A 16,112-nucleotide genomic window follows, 5' to 3' on the forward strand; every position below is an offset into this window, starting at 1 on the left:
TGTCGAAGATCGGTTCAATGGCTCTGTTGCGGGCATCAATCCCGCGTGCTAGCTTGAATCGAGACGTACTGGGGAAGCAAGCCGGGAAATTTCCGGTCGGAAAACAAAGAATTACTGGGGAAGCAAGCACGGGCGCCGTCGGGTGCCCGTGTGCAGTGCTCGCCGATACTGGGGGAAGGCGCGCCACAATGACGAACTGGGGACCTTTTATGCTCGTGCACGCCTTGTCCGAAGGTGTGCACGGGTAAGCGCGGCGTCTTTCCGGCCGGCATACCCGCATTTCACTCTGTCTCGTGTTCGCACGTCTCGACTTCTCTTCGGCGTGCGCGAAAAACTTGGGGTCCGACCGTCGGTGCCTCATGTCAAAAGGAGGAAAGAATGCCCAAGGTGACTATCAGTGCCAAGCTCGGCGATGGGATGCTCCAGCACCTCTACGCGGAGCCGACCGTGGTCGAGGAGGCCTGTGGCATGCCGGGTGACGGTTGTGCCTGGGACTCGCAGTGCTGCCCCGGCCACCTGTGCAACTGGTTCCACTGCCAGCAGGTCTGAGCCGGTCGAGCCTGACGTGAGTCGACGGGGGCGCGGGTCTCGGGCCCGCGCCCCTCTCCCGGACGTATCGCGACGGAAAGATGAATTCAGTGAGAGTAAAAGAAGCAGGGCGGCGGGCAGGTGAATTCGTCGAATCCGTCCGTGATCCTGCGGGTGGGTATCGGATCGAGCGATGGCCCGCGCTCGAGGGGAGCCGCGCCGGATCTTTCGACCTCACGCGGGCTGTCGCTCGGTTGCGTACTTATCAGCGAAAGAAATTCGGCTTTCTCGATCCTGTCGACGACGCCCTGTTCCTCACCGCCGGACTGCGTTCCATGGGCGCGCCCGCGTCGTTCAATCTCGGTCGCGAGCTGGTCCCGGTCAGAGCGCCCGCGAGTTTCTTCGCGTGGGTTTCCTGCGACGAAGACGTGGTCAGCACCTCCGTGCCGGTGCGCGAAGAGTATGTCGTCGTCTTCCAGTCGAAAGGGGGCGAGTAGGCCGTGCTGAGGGAAATAGAGCTCGACGGCGGAAAAATCGTCTACCGCGGCGAGGACATCGACTCGCGGACGGGCCTGACCGTGCGTTCCACCGCCTCCGAGTTCGAGATCGGCCGTCCGGAGCCGACGTCGCGGGAGATCTTCTACCGGCTCGGCGCCGGCCGCATCGAATTCAGCGAGGACGTCGAGGCGTTCCGGGCGCGATCCGACGCCGACCTCGACCATGGACGGCTCCTCGCCCTCGTCGAGGGCTTGCCCGAACCTCCCGACGGGAGCCCGTTGGCGGGCGTGTACCGCCTCACGGTCGGTTCGTACCTGACCCTCGGCGTCGACGGCGTTTCCGTCAGGCAGCGGAGATCCGACGTCGTGCCCTCCCGTAAGCCGTTGCACAAGGCCGTCACCAGATACCTCGGGGAACTCGGCGGGGATTACGGGATCGCCTTCAGCGGCGGCCTCTCCTCGACATTCCTCGCGACCTGCGCCCGTGCCGCCGGCCACGCGCCCGTGCTCTTCCACGCCGGCGGCGTCCCCCGGCCGCCGCTCCCGGCGCCCGCCGGGCTGCGGATCGAGTACGTCCCCTGTGATCTGGCCGAGGTGCTCGATCAGGACATGATCACCGGTGAGGAACTGGTGCCGCCCACCCCTGAACTGGAGATGCGCCGCCATCTGGTCGATCGCCTCACGAGTTTCGCGCAGCGTCCGCTCGTGCTGGGGTCGCTGCTGGAAAGCCTGGTCACGACGACGCTTTCCGAAGTCGAGGTCGGACGCGGTGGACGGCGTCTGCTGGCCTGCGAACCCTTCCACACCACCGGTGTGCTCCCCGACGTCACCGCCGCGCTCGCCGCGCTCGAAACCAGGGGCGCCAACGCCGCGGCCGCCCGTGCGGCCGAGGCGCAGCCGGGTCTCGCGGCTCCCGCCACCGGCCACGGCGGGCACGGTCTGCCGGGGCTCACCGAAGATGGGCGGGAATTGCTCAAGTCCGCGCAGCTGGCGACAGGGGCGCTCTGGCGGGCCTATCTGGACCACCTTCCCGCGCCGGTCGGACGGGCCCAGGCACGGCTGTGGGAGAACGGGGCACTGGCCGTCGCGGGCGACCGGACGATCGTCCCCGGCCTCGACGCGGGGGTGCTGGCGTCGGTCGCGGGCTACGACCCGCGGCGACTCGGCCATATCCGCGACGGACTCTTCGTCAACCAGGTCCCGATGCGGGAGGCGCTCGCGAAGGACACGGGGCGGGTGCGCGAGTCGTCTTCGGCGTTCGCCCTGCGTGCCGCCGCGGCCCGGCACCTGCACCGCGAGCGCAAGAAGGTCGCCATCGAACTCTCGAACGGCAGCGTGCTCGCGGATCTGGGACTGCTCGACATCCGGCCGGTCCTGAAGATCCTCGACGACGCAGTGCTGACTGCGGACCGCGCGCCGATGCTGTTGCGCCTGACCTGGCTGGAGAGGTGGCTGAGGAAGCGATGACCTACGAACTCGCCGAGGGTGTCGTGTTCACCCGGCTCCCGTTCGGGGGCGGTGTGCTTGTCGAAGGCGCCACCCTGGCCCTCGCCGAATGCACCGAATCCCAGGCCGCGGTGGTCCAGGACCTGCTGGGCTCGCCGGTGAAGAAGCCGGAGGACGGCTTCGCCCGTGACCTGCTCGAATCGGGCTGGCTGGTCGAACGAAAGGACGTCCGTTGATCTCCGCACTGGGTCAGGCCGTGTTCGGCCTGCTGGCCGCGCCACTGCTGGTCGCCGGTCTGTCCAAGCTGTTCGTGCCCGCCGCCGGGCTGTCGTGGCCGTACGGTTCCCGCCTCCTCGCCGCCCCGCACGGACCGCGGCTGGCCGGCGCGGCGGAGATCGGCGCGGCGGCCCTGATCATCGCGCTGCCCGGCGGATTCGCCGCCCTGGTGGGGCTGGTCTCCTACACCGTGCTCGCCGTGGTGGCCTATCAGCTGCGCGGGCAGAAGTGCGCCTGTTTCGGGGCCGCCCGCCTCGCCGCCGTCGGCAGCGCGCATATCGGCGCGAACCTGGCGGGCGCGGTCGTCGCGGCCGCCGCGTTGCCGTTCCTCGCCGAGGCTTCGCCGTTGCCACGGCTCGTGGGCTGTGTCGCCGGTTCGGCGGTGCTCGTCGTCGTGCTGCGTCACTTCGACCGGCGGGCGGCCGAGGGCACCGACGCCCCACCGTGCCTGGAACCCGTGTTCGGGGTGCGGCTCTACGTTTCGGGCTCGTGCCCGGCGTGTCGGTCGTTGCACACCCTGATCGACCGGATGGAGCCGGCGCGCCGGGACTCGATCACCACCGTGGTGCTCAACCCCGGTGACGAACGTCCGGCGGGTTTCGACGGTCTCGGTGTGCCGTCCGCGACCGGCCTCGACGCCACCGGGGAGCCGGTGTGCTCGCCCGTCGCGGGTATCGGCGACGTCAAGGCGCTCATCGACCGCATCGTGGTGCGCCTGCCCGGAGGGACACATGCCGGTTAGCCACTCGCTCGACCATCCGCACGGCGACGGCTCGCTCTCGGTGCGGACGACGCTGCCCGAGCGGCCGAGCCTGGCGGACCACCGGGGCGACCTCGGCGAATGGTGCGGTCTCGAACTCGACCTTCACCTGGCAGGGCTCGCGGTGGATCGCGCCGAACCCCTCTCGGTCGTGGTGCGGTACGCCGACGGCGACGAGTGGCAACCGTCCGTGTCCCGGACGACCGGCTTCGGCTACGCCTGGCATCCGCGTCTCCCGCTGCTCGCCGGTCTCGCTCACGGCCCCGGCGGGATCCACCCGTGGATCGCGGATTGCGCCGCGCGCACGGTGACGGAGCTGGCCGGGATCAGGGTCGCCGCGTCCCTTACGACCTTCGGTAACGCGGGCGGCGCGCCCCTGTGCTGGCTCGACCGCGATCGCCTGCTGGTGCTCCGCCCCGAGACCGGCGAAGAAGGCGGAGCGGGGACCAAGACCGATCCGCTCGTCTACGAGGCCGTCGGGCCGGGCTACGTGTCCTTCGAACCCGGTATCGAAGCCTTGCTGGCGGCGGCGGGGGCCCGGCCGGTCGAGCTCGACCTGAACCGCGGCACTGAGCGCCCGCTGCTCTCGGAGGCCCTCCTGGTGCGGCATCTCGAGCGGAGGACCGACGGTTCCGTGCTCGTCGACCACGTTTCCGGTCTGCGGCCGAGCGTCCGTGCCGGTACCGGGGCCCAACGGCTGGCCTGGACGGTCGGCAAACTGACCGAGGCGGGCTTGGAGCCACTGGCGCACAGCGCCGGGCTCAGGCCGCCGCGGCCGCGTCCGGTCCGTCCTTCGAGGGCTTCCCGGACCGATGCCGCCGAAGAGGTCGTCACGATTCCGACGGGCGTCCACGACGCGGTGCTGACCGTGTCACCGCCGGGTGACGTCGACGCGACAGTGCTCTGGCTGCGCGCGACGTCAGGCGCGCTCCGTGCCGATCTGCCCGAACCGAACGGGTTCGTGGGGGCGGACTGCCGTCAAGCCGTCCTCGACCTGCCGCTGCATTGGCCCGGTGACGTCACCCTCGAACAGGTACATCGGCAACTGGAGCGCGCCATTGGGGCGAGCCTCGACCACCTCGGCGACGGCGTCGTCGCCGGCGGGCACAGCTTCGGGGCCACACTCGCCCTCTACGCGCTGGCGCACTTTCCCGGTCTCGCGGCGGGTATCGCGCAGAGCGGCTGCTACAACAGGACACGCGTCTGTGGCGGCTTCCAGTACGAGAAACGGCCCTACTGGGCGATTCCCGGGATCTACCATGCCTTCAGCGCGCTCCTGTTCGCCGACCGGATCCGGCGGCCGGTCCTGATCGCGCACGGTCTCGACGACGCCAACCCCGCGACGCATCCCGACCAGGCCGTCGAGTTCTACCAGGGACTCGTCGCCGCCGGTGGAGCGGCCCGCCTGGCCTTGTTCCCCGGCGAGGGCCACACTTTCCGGTACCGCGAAAGCCATGACCGGCTGCGCCGCGTCCAGACCGAATGGCTGGCGAAGGTGCTCGAACGAACCCCGGCCGGACGGTGACCGCTACGAAGGGGCTCTCGACCAGAAGCCTCGCCGGCACGACCGTCTTCGCGCTGCGCCTGATCTGGGCGGCCGATCGGCGACGATTCACCGCGATCCTGGTCCACCAGGTGTTCTCCGCCGCCACGCTCAGCGTCGTGATGCTGTTCACGAAGGAATTGCTGAGCGGTCTCGGCGGCGACGCGCGCGCCGATCTCTGGTCGAACCTGATCCCGCTGCTGATGGCCGCCATGGTGCTGACTTCGGTCAACGGTGCCTTCCGCGGCCTCGCCCAGTCGTGGCAGCGCGTTCTCGCGGTCAAGACGGATCGCCACATCCTGTCCCTGGTGTTGCGGTCGACGATGAAAACGGACCTGCTGACCTTCGAAGACCCGGCCTTCTACGACCGGCTCCAGCGCGCCGTCTTCGCGTCTCGCGTGCAACCGATCACGCTGGTCTCCTCCGCTGTCGCGATCATCCAGACGTTGTTCAGCCTGATCGCGGTCGGGGCCACTTTCGTGGCCATGACCTGGATCCTGCTCCCGTTGTGCCTGCTCGCCCCGATCCCGCTGATCCGTGCGGCCAAACAAGAGCGCGACGCGCGCTACGGACTCAACGAGACACTCGCCGAAAACCGCCGTGTCCGCGACTACCTCGAACGACTGCTGACCGGCCGTGAAGAGGCGAAGGAGATCCGCGCGTTCGGTATCGGCCAGACGTTGTTCGACCGCTGGGATTCCTGCTACGAAAAGGAGATCGCGGACACGACGGATGTGCAGCGGCGGCATGCCAAGCGCAAGATCGCCGCCAGGCTTGCCGGGGATCTGATCACCGTGGCGATCATCGGCGGCGTCTGGCTCTACGTCGATTCCGGCGGGATCGACGTCCCCACCGCGATCGCCGCCCTGCTGGGGCTTTTCCTGCTCAACACGCGGGTGCAGTCGATCACGTTCCTGTTCACCGCGCTGGGCGACGTTCTGCTCTATCTGGCGGATCTCCGGCTTTTCGCGGCTTCGCGACCGGCGGAGACCTTCGAAACACCTCCGCGGGCGTCGGGATCGCTCACCGCCCGCGGCATCGGGTTCCGCTATCCCGGCGCGTCGGAGCCGACCCTGCATGGGGTGGACCTCGACCTGCCTGCCGGCGGGATAGTCGCCTTGGTGGGCACCAACGGATCGGGGAAGACGACGCTCGCGAAGGTGCTCGCGGGACTGTACCCGCCGAGCACGGGCACGATTTCGATCGACGGGGAGCCCGTTCGTGAACTCGAGGTGCTTCGTGATCGCGCGGCGGTGTTGTTCCAGGACTTCGTCAAGTACCGGCTGACGGTCACCGACAACATCGAGTTCGGAAGGCCGGGTGCGGAAGATCCGGCGCGGCGGCGGGCCGAAGCCGCGCGCAGCGCCGCCGTCGACACGATCGCCGAACGTCTCGACCAGGGATACGAGACGGTGCTCGGCGCGGAGTTCTCGGGCGGAACCGACCTTTCGCTCGGGCAATGGCAGCGGCTGGCGCTGGCGCGCGCGTTCTACCGCGATTCGCCGTTCGTCATCCTCGACGAGCCGACGGCTTCACTCGACGCCCAGGCGGAAGCGGAACTGTTCGACAGGCTGCGCGACCTCTTCAAGGGCCGCACCGTCCTCTTCGTCTCGCATCGGATGTCCAACGTGCGCGGGGCCGACCGGATCTACACCTTGGACCGCGGCCGGATCGTCGAATCGGGCGACCACGGGAGCCTGCTCGCCGCGGGCGGGATCTACGCGAAGCTGTTCCGCCTGCAGGCGGCCGGATACGAAGAGCGTGCGACTACGCAGAGTGAGACAAGCTGAGTGTAGAGTGATCACCGATGGTCGACCGACAGCGTCCGCGTGAGTGGTGGGAAGTCCTCCGCTACGTCGCGTTCACCGGCACGGACACCCCGCCGACGCGCACGGCGGGGTTGCGCACGCTGCGCAACGTCGCTCTCACCGGATTCGGCCTGTGGGCGGGTTTCCTCACCTTCGCGATCGTTTCCGCGTCGCCCGCGGTGAAGACGTTCAACGTCGTCGTCAGCGTGCTGCCCTGCCTGCTGGCGATCCGTTCGCCGCTGTGGGGCTGGCGAGTGCTGCTCGTGGGCATCGTGCTGACGCCGCCGACGCTGCCGCAGATGGTCCAGTTCTGGAGCTGGCCGTGGTCTCCCGGCCTCGCGCTCGCCGCCGCCGTCGTCTTCTACCTCGTCGGGGCGGGCAACGATCAGCGGGAACTGACCTGCGTGGTGCTGATCTCCTTCGCCGTCATGGTGCCCTTCCTGCGCGATTGGCGGGACGCGGCGTTGCTCGTGGTCCTGGCCGGCGCGCTGTTCTTCCTCGGCAACACGGTCCGCCAGCGCCGTCTCGCCGACGAAGCCCGGGTCGCCCAGCAGGACCGCCGGATCGCCGAGGAAAGACGGGCGGCGGTACTGGAGGAACGCGCCGTCATCGCGCGCGAACTGCACGACGTGGTCGCCCATCACATGTCCGTTCTCGCGTTGCGGGCGGATTCGGCACGATTCCGCTTCGCCGGTCCCGGCAAGGCCGACGTCGACGACGGCGTCTGGCGCGAGTTCGCAGACCTCGCCGGGACGGCCCGCGAAGGGCTGACCGAACTGCGCAGACTGCTCGGCGTCCTCCGTTCGGAGGACCGCGAGGTCCTGATCGCCCCGCAGCCGGGACTGGCGATGATTTCCGAACTCGTCGAGCGGGTCCGGGCCGTCGGCACCCCGTGCGAGCTCGACGTGGGCGGCGACCTGGACGCCGTCCCCGCCGGGGTCGCGCTGTCGGTCTGCCGGATCGTGCAGGAGGCGCTCAGCAACGCCATCCGGCACGCTCCCGGCGCACCAGTGTCCGTCGAACTCGTGACCGGTCCGCGTTCGATCCGGCTGGTGATCGAGAACGGGCAGGGGGAGAGGCCGCTGCGAACCGGGCAGACCGGCCCCGGTCACGGGCTGCTGGGAATGCGGGAGCGGGCCGCTATGCTCGCGGCGGATCTGGAAGCGCGGGTGAGACCGGACGGTGGTTTCCGGGTCGCGCTGACGGTTCCACTCGACGACGGGGGGCGTTCGGAACCGTGATCACGGTGGTCATCGCCGACGACCAGACCATGGTCCGGCAGAGTTTCCGCGCCGTCCTCGACGCGCAGGAGGACATCCGGGTGGTCGGCGAGGCACCCGACGGGGCCGCGGCCGTCGCCCTCTGCGCCGAACTGGCACCGGACGTGGTGCTGATGGACGTCCGCATGCCAGGGCTGGACGGGCTCGAGGCGACCAGGCGCATCGTGGAGAGGTGGCACGACGTCCGCGTGCTGATGCTCACCACCTTCGACATCGACGAGTACGTGTTCGGCGGGCTGCGGGCGGGCGCCAGCGGCTTCCTGCTGAAGGACGCCCCGCTGGACGACCTGGTCACCGCCGTCAGGGTGGTCGCCGCGGGCAACGCGCTCTTCGCGCCGGCGATCACCAAACGGCTGGTCGGTGAGTTCACCCGGACCCACGCCGCCGCGCAGACGGGTAACACCAGGGTGGCGGACCTGACCGCGCGGGAAACCGACGTGCTCCGCCTGATCGCGCGCGGCCTGTCCAACGCCGAGATCGCCGGAGCGCTGGTGATCGCGGAGCAGACCGCGAAATCCCATGTCAGCAGGGTGTTCACCAAACTCGGCGTCCGTGACCGCGCCCAAGCCGTCGTGGTCGCCTACGAGGCCGGGCTCATCGTGCCGGGCAGCGACACCTAGTACCGGGGTACGGGTTCGCCGCCCCGCGCTACCCGGGTAGCGGTGACAAGACGGTTCCGCCGGGCGATGTGCCGCGGCCTCGAAACGGAGATCGTTTCACCCATGGTTCGGATCAACGCCCCGATCGCGGTCGGCACCGCGGTCACCGTGCTCGTCGCGATCGCGTTCGCCTGGTGGCTTTCGGATATCCCGCTGGGGGTCGACTCGGCCGTCTACCGCGCCGGTGGGTCCGCCGTGCTCCACGGGGAGCCGCTGTACGAGCACCTGACCGCGCTACCTGGCTGGGTGCCGGAACTCCCGTTCACCTATCCGCCGTTCGCCGCATTGCTCTTCGTCCCGCTGACCGCGCTGCCGGCGCACGTGTGCTGGGGGCTGCTGGCGGTCGCGGCGGCGCCTTCGCTCTATGTAGCGCTCCGGCCCTTCACCGAGCGCGCCTACGTCCCGCTCCTGCTGCTCGCCGCCTTCGCCCTGCAACCGGTGTGGCAGACGATCGGGCTCGGCCAGGTCAATCTTCTCCTGATGGCCGTCGTGGTCGCGGATGTGCTGCTGCTGCGCGAATCGCGCTTCCGCGGAATCGGGATCGGACTCGCGGCGGCGGTCAAACTGATCCCGCTCATCTTCATCGTCCACCTCCTGCTCGTCCGGCGGATCGCGGACGCGGCCCGCGCCTCGGCCGCCTTCGTCGGCGCGACGGCGCTCGCGTTCGTCCTCCTGCCGAAGGATTCCTTGCGCTACTGGACGTCCGCGATCTTCAACAGCCACTTCGCGGAGATGAAGGGCTGGGTGGGAAACCAGTCATGGCAAGGATTCATCGCACGGACGCTGCCGGACGGCCGCGTCGCGACAATGTTGATCGGCTGCTTCGGCGTCCTTTGCGCGGTGGTGATGATGTGGCTCGTCCGACGTCTCCACCGCGTGGGCGACGATCCCGCCGCCCTGCTGGTGACCGCGAGCTGTGCGTTGCTGGTCAGCCCGATCTCGTGGACGCACCACTGGGTGTGGGCGGTACCGGCCCTCGGCTACCTGTGCACCAAGGTCCGGCAGTCGGTGGTGGCGATCGCCGCCGTCGTGTTCACCGGCTGGACGGTCGCCGTGGTCCCTGGTGGTGGCGGAGCCGAACGCACCTGGAACCTCGGCCAAGCCGTCGTCGGCAACGCCTACCTGATCGCGGCGCTCGCCCTGGTTTTCGTGCTCTACCGCCGGCTGTCCGATGTGGACAGCGAGAACGCCGTTCCCGTCGTGGCACGGGGGAGCTGATCGGTGACTGAAATCGGGGTGGCACGTCGGCCGTGAAAACGATCAAAGCCCACCGACGGAATCCCGGAAAACCGGGACGGACCGTGGATGGGCTTTGGTTCACTACTGTGCGCCATCAGGGACTCGAACCCCGAACCCGCTGGTTAAGAGCCAGCTGCTCTGCCAATTGAGCTAATGGCGCCTGCTTGTTCCGCCGCTTTGGTGTTCCCCTCGGCGACGTGGAAAACATTAACACAGGGTTGCTGGGGCCCGTTTCAGGGGGGTCCCCTAACGACGGGCCGGGACGTATTCGGCCATCCGGCCGCGAGCGTTGCGGCCGGTCAGGCAGACTATAGCCAGACGTTGGGGTTGGTACCACGCGAAACGGGCGGTGTGCATGAGGGTCTGGGGAGCGACGGGGCGGTCGCGGGTGGCTGTGGTGGCGTTGGTGGCTGGGTTCACACTGGCCGCGTGCAGCAGTACACCGTCGGGTGAATCGCCGTCGCAGGGTGGTGCTCCTGGGGGTTCGCAGCCGAGCGCCGCGCCCGCGCCGGAGCCGAAGCCGGCCGTGGTGACGCTGACCCCGGCGCAGGGTGCGGCGAACGTGGCGCCCGGCGAGCCGGTCACGGTGGCCGTGGCCGACGGCAAGGTGGGCGAGGTCAAGCTGACCGGTGCCGACGGCAAGGTCGTCGCGGGCAAGCCGAAGGAAGACGGTTCGGGCTGGGAGTCGGCGGAGCCGCTCGGTTACGGCAAGACCTACACCGTCACCGCGGCCGCGACCGGCACCGACGGCAAGCCGGTCACCTCGACCTCGACGTTCTCCACGGCCAAGCCCGGCCGTCAGATCGGCGTCTCGATCAACCTGGTCGAAGGGGAGACGGTCGGCGTCGGCCTGCCGTTGATCTTCACCTTCACCGGCAACGTGCCGGACAAGGCGGCGACCGAGAAGATGCTGAAGATCGTCACCGAGCCGCAGGCCGAGGGCGCGTTCCACTGGTTCGGCGAGAAGACCGTGATGTGGCGGCCCAAGGAGTACTTCAAGCCGGGCACGAAGATCTCGGTCAACGCGGCGATCTACGGCAAGAACCTCGGCAACAACACCTTCGGCCGCGAGGACAAGCCCGCCAAGGTGGTCGTCGGCGACAAGCTGGTCGCGACCGCGGACGGCGGCACGCACCAGATGAAGGTCGTGGTGAACGACCAAGAGGTCAAGCAGATGCCGATCTCGATGGGCAAGCCGTCGAGCAGCACCCCGGCCGGGACCTACACGGTGATGAGCGAGCACACCGGGTACACGATGGACTCCAGCACGTACGGCGTCCCGACGGACAGCAAGGCCGGCTACCGCACGTTCGTGAAGTACGCGGTGCGGATGTCCAACAGCGGCATCTTCTACCACTCGGCGCCGTGGTCGGTCGGCTCCCAGGGCAAGCGGAACGTGAGCCACGGCTGCATCAACCTGTCGACCGAGAACGCGAAGTGGCTGATGGACACCTCGAAGAAGGGTGACATCATCACGGTCACCAACTCGGGCCCGCAGGTGCTGGAGCCCACCGACGGCTGGTCGGTGTGGCAGATGTCGTGGGACGACTGGAAGACCGGCGGCGACCGGAACTGACCTATGGCCATGAGGGGTCCCGTTAGGACGTCCTAACGGGACCCCTCATGGCGTTTCCAGGGGCCCGTAGTGGTGCTCCCACTGCACTTCGCCGCTGGTCTTGTAGCGGCACTTCTGGGTGCCGGTGTCCCAGATCTTCGCTGGATCGCGTAGACACCGCTGGTACTCGAGTTCGGCGAGGTACTTCTGCGACTGGGCCTTGGTGCAGTTCGGGTACCCCGGTTCGCATCGCCACGGTGACTTCTTGACCGACGAAGTGGTCGGGCTCACCGTCACGGTCACCGGCGGCGGTACCGAAGTCGACGGCGTCGCGGTCACGGTCGTGACCGGTGTCGACGTCATCGCCGGTGTCGGGTTCGGCGGGTGGGCCGTGCAGGCGGAAATCAGCGCGAAGAGTCCCGAGATCACCAACATCGGCCAGCGTCTCATGGCATCCTCCGCGCGAGTTACTTCCTGAACTCGCGCGAGCGCCACGCCGCGTTACCGATACCCGGAAAAGCGAAACCCCAGCCTGCCGGAAGAACCGGCCGAACTGGGGTTGATGGGGTGAGCGACGGGTTTCGAACCCGCGACCTCCTGGACCACAACCAGGTGCTCTACCAGCTGAGCTACGCCCACCATCGCCGGGCTCGGGGAACTCCCCATCACCTCGGCCGCACTATATTAGCGTGCCCGTTTCGGGGGCTCGCAACGGGTTACCCTTGGTGGCGTTCCTGCACTTCAGCGGCCGCCGCCTTGGCCTGTTCGGTGGTCGGGCCGGGCTGCGGGACGAAGGCGGCGCGACGGTAGTAGTCGAGCTCCCCGATGGATTCCTTGATGTCGGCGAGCGCGCGGTGCGCGAGGCCTTTCTCGGGCTTGGCGTAGTAGATCCGCGGGTACCAGCGCCGGACGAGTTCCTTCACCGACGAGACGTCGACCATGCGGTAGTGCAGGTGCGCGTCGAGCAACGGCATGTCGCGGGTGATGAAGCCGCGGTCGGTGGCGATGGAGTTGCCGGCGAGCGGGGCGACGTTGGCCTCGGGAACGTGCGCGCGGACGTACTCGAGCACGCGCTGCTCGGCCTCTTCCATGGTCACGGTGGAGCGCCGGACCTCTTCGGTGAGGCCGGAGCGGGCGTGCATTTCGCGGACGACCTCCGGCATGCCGTCGAGGGCTTCGTCGTCGGCGTGGATGACGATGTCGACGCCTTCGCCGAGGACGTTGAGCTCGGCGTCGGTCACCAGCGCGGCTATTTCGATCAACGCGTCCTTGCCGAGGTCGAGCCCCGTCATCTCGCAGTCGATCCAGACTAGGCGGTCGTTCACCCCGAAACCCTAACCCGACCCGGGGATTCGTGGCGCGCGACGTGCGGGTTCGGCGCGTTGCTGGCACCGTGTGCATCCTCAGGTGAGTCATGTCACAGATCGGGGAGCGACAGTGGCCGAACAGGGTCCAGCCCAGGAGATCGCGCAGGGATACGTGAGCGAGGGGGCGGCGGTCGAGCTCGGCGCCGTCGTGATCGACGGCAAGGCCGACGCCGGCGCGGCGGTCCGCCTGCCGCTCGCGACGCTGAACCGGCACGGGCTGGTCGCGGGCGCGACCGGTACCGGCAAGACGAAGACCCTGCAGCTGATCGCCGAACAGCTGTCGGCCGCGGGGGTGCCCGTGGTGCTGGCGGATGTGAAGGGCGACCTGTCCGGGCTCGCCGCGCAGGGCGAGAGCAACGACAAGATCGCCAAACGCGCGGAAGAACTGGGTGACTCTTGGGAGCCCGCCGCGTTCCCCGTGCAGTTCCTGTCGCTGGGCACGGGCGGCAAGGGGTCGCCGATCCGCGCGACGATCACCAGTTTCGGCCCGATCCTGCTGTCGAAGGTGCTGGGGCTCAACGAAACCCAGGAGTCGACGCTCGGCCTGATCTTCCACTGGGCCGATCAGCGCGGGCTGGCGCTGCTGGACACGAAGGACCTCCGCTCGGTCATCACGCACCTGACGAGTGACGAAGGCAAGGAGGACCTCAAGGGCATCGGCGGCGTCTCGGCCGCGACGGCAGGCGTGATCCTCCGCGCGTTGTCCAATCTGGAGGCTCAGGGCGGCGAGGACTTCTTCGGCGAGCCCGAGCTGGACGTCCACGATCTGATGCGCGAGGTCGACGGCAAGGCGATGGTGACCTTGCTGGAGCTGGACAACCTCCAGTCGAAGCCGGCGCTGTTCTCGACCTTCCTCATGTGGCTCCTGGCCGAGTTGTTCGAGGAGCTGCCCGAAGAGGGAGACCTCGACAAGCCGAAGCTGGTGTTCTTCTTCGACGAGGCGCACCTGCTGTTCAACGACGCGTCGAAGGCGTTCCTGGAGCGCATCGAACAGACCGTGAAGCTGATCCGGTCGAAGGGTGTCGGCGTCTTCTTCTGCACACAGCTCCCGACGGACATCCCGAACAACGTCCTGTCCCAGCTGGGTGCGCGGGTGCAGCACGCGTTGCGCGCGTTCACGCCCGAGGATCAGGCGGCGCTGACGAAGACGGTGAAGACGTATCCGAAGACGAAGCACTACGAGCTGGACTCGGCGCTGACGTCGCTCGGTATCGGCGAAGCGATCGTCACCGTCCTTTCCGAGCGGGGCGCGCCGACACCGGTCGCGTGGACACGCCTTCGCGCGCCGCGTTCGAAGATGGGTTCCATCGGCGCCGAAGCCATTTCCGCGGCGACGACGTCTTCGGACCTGCACGCGAAGTACTCCGAGACGATCGACCGTGAGTCGGCTTACGAGAAGCTCGCCGCGAAGGTGGCTGCGCCGCCGGCTGGTGAGGCGCCGCCGCCCGAGGCTCCCGTTCCGAAGCCGGAGAAGGAAGGCCCCGGCATGGTCGAGCAGGCGATGAAGAACCCGGCGGTCAAGTCGTTCCTCCGCTCGGCGGCGAGCGCGCTGGGGAGGGAAATCACCCGCGGCCTGTTCGGGAACCGGAGGCGGTGAGGAATACCTGACGCGATCTGTCAGGTATGTCGGGCAGGCTCGGCGCATGACCAACACCGCGACAGCGTCGTTCACCGTGGACGGCTGGGATCCGCAAGCCACCGAGAAGGCCGAAGGCACCGAGTTCTCCCGGGTGCTGCTGACCAAGACGTTCACCGGTGACGTCGAAGGGACCAGCGCCGTGGAGATGCTGACGGCGGTGAACGAGACGTCGTCGGCGTACGTCGCCTTCGAGCGGCTGGCCGTCACCGTCGACGGGCGCAAGGGTGGCTTCGTCTTGCATCACTCGGCGGGGGAGAACGGGCATCACCTGATCGTCTTGCCGGGCTCCGGTCACGGTGAGCTGGCGGGTATCACCGGAACGGCGGAGATCGTCAAGGACGACGAAGGCAACCACACCTTCACGCTCACCTACGAACTCTGAAAGTCCGTGAAGGCCTCCTGTCGAAGGAGGCCTTCACGGACAGTGCCTGCTGGGCCGCCCCCTGACAGCGGTCCAGACGGCCGGATCAGCCGACGATCTGCTCGACGATCTTCTTCGCGTCGTTGATGGGGATCGCGAAACCGATGCCGATGCTGCCGGTCGAGGCCGGGTTGTACAGCGCGGAGTTGATGCCGATGACGTTCCCCTGCGCGTCCACCAGCGCCCCGCCCGAGTTGCCCTGGTTGATCGGGGCGTCGGTCTGGATCGCGGTGTAGCTCGGACCGGCTTCGTTCGTGGTCCTGCTGTAGGGCGAGCGCCGCTCCTGACCACTGCCCAGCTCGTCGAGCTTGCGGTTCAGCGCGCTCACGATCCCGGTGGTCACGGTGTTCTGCAGCCCGCCGGGCGAGCCGATCGCGACGACCTGCTGGCCGACGGCGAGCTTGCTGGAGTCGCCGAGCGAAGCCGGCGTCAGGCCGCTCGCGTCCTTCGCCTGGAGCACGGCGATGTCGGCCTTCGTGTCGGCGCCGACCACGCTGGCCTTGTACTGCTTGCCGTCCGACAACGTGACGGTCACGTCGCCCTCGGCGTCGGCGACCACGTGGGCGTTGGTGAGGATGCGCCCGTCCGCCGTCAGGATGACGCCGGAGCCGACCGCCTCACCCTGCGCGGTGGTCACGTTCACCTGGACGACACTCGGCGTCACCTTCGCGGCGACCCCGCTGACGTCACCCGAAGTGTTGTTCCCGACCAGTTGCCCGTTGGCGACCGCGGACGAACCCGTGCCCGACGCCGTCGACGTGGAGCCGAGCCCTGAGATCGCCGCTCCGCCGACACCACCGACGAGTGCGGCGGCGAGCGCCGTCGCGCTGACGAGGACGGCGACCCGGCCGCCCTTCTTGCGTGGTGGCGGGGCGACGAGCGGATTCGGCGCGGCCTGCCAAGTGGGGTAACCGGGGTACTGCTGCTGATGCGGCGGCTGGTGCCCACCGGTTGAGGCGGGGCCTGGCCGACTCTCGTTCTCGGTCATGGAACAAGATTCGCGCCCGTACTTGTGAACCGCCTGTGGAATCCCCCTGTGCTTTCCTGAGAAGAATCAGCTGAGACTCCGCCCCATGCGCTCTCAGCGGGAAAGA

The 16,112-nt window shown here is 68.4% G+C and carries 16 protein-coding genes and 2 tRNA genes; 14 read left to right on the forward strand and 4 right to left on the reverse strand.

Annotated features, from left to right (window positions below; genetic code table 11):
• Window positions 1-378 precede the first annotated feature (378 nt).
• The 10 genes from NQK81_RS33830 (at window position 379) to NQK81_RS33875 (ending at window position 10,015) form a co-directional block, all read left to right on the forward strand.
• Window positions 379-549 carry a hypothetical protein gene (locus NQK81_RS33830; RefSeq protein ID WP_257484698.1) on the forward strand — a complete coding sequence of 57 codons (171 nt, stop codon included), beginning with the start codon at window positions 379-381 and terminating at the stop codon, window positions 547-549.
• Window positions 550-629: 80 nt separating this feature from the next.
• Entirely contained in the window at window positions 630-1,025 is a 396-nt protein-coding gene (locus NQK81_RS33835) for a hypothetical protein (RefSeq protein WP_257484699.1), read from the forward strand.
• 3 nt (window positions 1,026-1,028) lie between these two features.
• The gene (locus tag NQK81_RS33840; protein WP_257484700.1) at window positions 1,029-2,492 is read left to right on the forward strand and encodes a hypothetical protein; all 1,464 of its coding nucleotides are present in this window, start codon (window positions 1,029-1,031) and stop codon (window positions 2,490-2,492) included.
• Complete coding sequence (adfB, locus tag NQK81_RS33845) at window positions 2,489-2,707, forward strand: actinodefensin-associated protein B (RefSeq protein WP_257484701.1); 219 nt, start codon at window positions 2,489-2,491, stop codon at window positions 2,705-2,707. The genes NQK81_RS33840 and adfB overlap by 4 nt, the downstream gene beginning before the upstream one ends.
• A complete protein-coding gene (locus tag NQK81_RS33850) occupies window positions 2,704-3,489 on the forward strand; it encodes a hypothetical protein (protein ID WP_257484702.1) in 786 nt (261 codons plus the stop codon). Before adfB ends, NQK81_RS33850 begins: the two co-directional genes overlap by 4 nt.
• The gene (locus NQK81_RS33855) at window positions 3,479-5,032 is read left to right on the forward strand and encodes an alpha/beta hydrolase family protein (protein WP_257484703.1); all 1,554 of its coding nucleotides are present in this window, start codon (window positions 3,479-3,481) and stop codon (window positions 5,030-5,032) included. Before NQK81_RS33850 ends, NQK81_RS33855 begins: the two co-directional genes overlap by 11 nt.
• Window positions 5,029-6,840, forward strand: coding sequence for an ABC transporter ATP-binding protein (locus NQK81_RS33860; protein ID WP_257484704.1), 1,812 nt, complete (start codon window positions 5,029-5,031; stop codon window positions 6,838-6,840). The genes NQK81_RS33855 and NQK81_RS33860 overlap by 4 nt, the downstream gene beginning before the upstream one ends.
• A 17-nt stretch (window positions 6,841-6,857) precedes the next feature.
• Window positions 6,858-8,099 carry a sensor histidine kinase gene (locus tag NQK81_RS33865; protein WP_257484705.1) on the forward strand — a complete coding sequence of 414 codons (1,242 nt, stop codon included), beginning with the start codon at window positions 6,858-6,860 and terminating at the stop codon, window positions 8,097-8,099.
• Complete coding sequence (locus NQK81_RS33870) at window positions 8,096-8,758, forward strand: response regulator (RefSeq protein ID WP_257484706.1); 663 nt, start codon at window positions 8,096-8,098, stop codon at window positions 8,756-8,758. The genes NQK81_RS33865 and NQK81_RS33870 overlap by 4 nt, the downstream gene beginning before the upstream one ends.
• A gap of 102 nt (window positions 8,759-8,860) precedes the next feature.
• Window positions 8,861-10,015: a glycosyltransferase 87 family protein gene (locus tag NQK81_RS33875; RefSeq protein WP_257484707.1), complete on the forward strand. Its 1,155-nt coding sequence runs from the start codon at window positions 8,861-8,863 to the stop codon at window positions 10,013-10,015.
• Between the two features lie 108 nt (window positions 10,016-10,123).
• On the opposite strand, the gene NQK81_RS33880 is transcribed toward NQK81_RS33875, so the two are convergent.
• Window positions 10,124-10,196 (reverse strand) — tRNA-Lys (locus NQK81_RS33880).
• A gap of 195 nt (window positions 10,197-10,391) precedes the next feature.
• Between NQK81_RS33880 and NQK81_RS33885 the strand changes: the two genes are divergently transcribed.
• Both NQK81_RS33885 and NQK81_RS33890 read left to right on the forward strand, forming a co-directional pair.
• The gene (locus NQK81_RS33885; RefSeq protein ID WP_371878824.1) at window positions 10,392-11,612 is read left to right on the forward strand and encodes a L,D-transpeptidase; all 1,221 of its coding nucleotides are present in this window, start codon (window positions 10,392-10,394) and stop codon (window positions 11,610-11,612) included.
• 244 nt (window positions 11,613-11,856) lie between these two features.
• A complete protein-coding gene (locus tag NQK81_RS33890) occupies window positions 11,857-12,069 on the forward strand; it encodes a hypothetical protein (protein WP_257484709.1) in 213 nt (70 codons plus the stop codon).
• Between the two features lie 85 nt (window positions 12,070-12,154).
• Here NQK81_RS33890 and NQK81_RS33895 read toward each other — a convergent pair.
• Window positions 12,155-12,230 (reverse strand) — tRNA-His (locus NQK81_RS33895).
• A gap of 77 nt (window positions 12,231-12,307) precedes the next feature.
• Window positions 12,308-12,916 carry an oligoribonuclease gene (orn, locus tag NQK81_RS33900; protein WP_126732813.1) on the reverse strand — a complete coding sequence of 203 codons (609 nt, stop codon included), beginning with the start codon at window positions 12,914-12,916 and terminating at the stop codon, window positions 12,308-12,310.
• A 112-nt stretch (window positions 12,917-13,028) separates the two neighbouring features.
• Here orn and NQK81_RS33905 point away from each other — a divergent pair, with 112 nt between their 5' ends.
• Both NQK81_RS33905 and NQK81_RS33910 read left to right on the forward strand, forming a co-directional pair.
• Window positions 13,029-14,555: a helicase HerA-like domain-containing protein gene (locus NQK81_RS33905; protein WP_257484710.1), complete on the forward strand. Its 1,527-nt coding sequence runs from the start codon at window positions 13,029-13,031 to the stop codon at window positions 14,553-14,555.
• A gap of 46 nt (window positions 14,556-14,601) precedes the next feature.
• A complete protein-coding gene (locus NQK81_RS33910; protein WP_257484711.1) occupies window positions 14,602-14,979 on the forward strand; it encodes a DUF3224 domain-containing protein in 378 nt (125 codons plus the stop codon).
• A gap of 85 nt (window positions 14,980-15,064) precedes the next feature.
• Here NQK81_RS33910 and NQK81_RS33915 read toward each other — a convergent pair whose 3' ends face one another.
• Complete coding sequence (locus tag NQK81_RS33915; protein WP_257484712.1) at window positions 15,065-16,006, reverse strand: S1C family serine protease; 942 nt, start codon at window positions 16,004-16,006, stop codon at window positions 15,065-15,067.
• Between the last annotated feature and the right edge of the window lie 106 nt (window positions 16,007-16,112).

This window comes from Amycolatopsis roodepoortensis, from assembly GCF_024628825.1.
In the GTDB taxonomy this organism is placed as follows: domain Bacteria; phylum Actinomycetota; class Actinomycetes; order Mycobacteriales; family Pseudonocardiaceae; genus Amycolatopsis; species Amycolatopsis roodepoortensis.

Excerpts from the sequence above, each read along its gene's own strand:
- NQK81_RS33830 (WP_257484698.1), top strand. The coding sequence starts at position 379 with ATGCCCAAGGTGACTATCAGTGCCAAGCTCGGCGATGGGATGCTCCAG.
- NQK81_RS33835 (WP_257484699.1), top strand. The coding sequence starts at position 630 with ATGAATTCAGTGAGAGTAAAAGAAGCAGGGCGGCGGGCAGGTGAATTC.
- adfB (WP_257484701.1), top strand. The coding sequence starts at position 2,489 with ATGACCTACGAACTCGCCGAGGGTGTCGTGTTCACCCGGCTCCCGTTC.
- NQK81_RS33855 (WP_257484703.1), top strand. The coding sequence starts at position 3,479 with ATGCCGGTTAGCCACTCGCTCGACCATCCGCACGGCGACGGCTCGCTC.
- NQK81_RS33865 (WP_257484705.1), top strand. The coding sequence starts at position 6,858 with ATGGTCGACCGACAGCGTCCGCGTGAGTGGTGGGAAGTCCTCCGCTAC.
- NQK81_RS33875 (WP_257484707.1), top strand. The coding sequence starts at position 8,861 with ATGGTTCGGATCAACGCCCCGATCGCGGTCGGCACCGCGGTCACCGTG.
- NQK81_RS33885 (WP_371878824.1), top strand. The coding sequence starts at position 10,392 with ATGAGGGTCTGGGGAGCGACGGGGCGGTCGCGGGTGGCTGTGGTGGCG.
- NQK81_RS33910 (WP_257484711.1), top strand. The coding sequence starts at position 14,602 with ATGACCAACACCGCGACAGCGTCGTTCACCGTGGACGGCTGGGATCCG.
- NQK81_RS33915 (WP_257484712.1), bottom strand. The coding sequence starts at position 16,006 with ATGACCGAGAACGAGAGTCGGCCAGGCCCCGCCTCAACCGGTGGGCAC.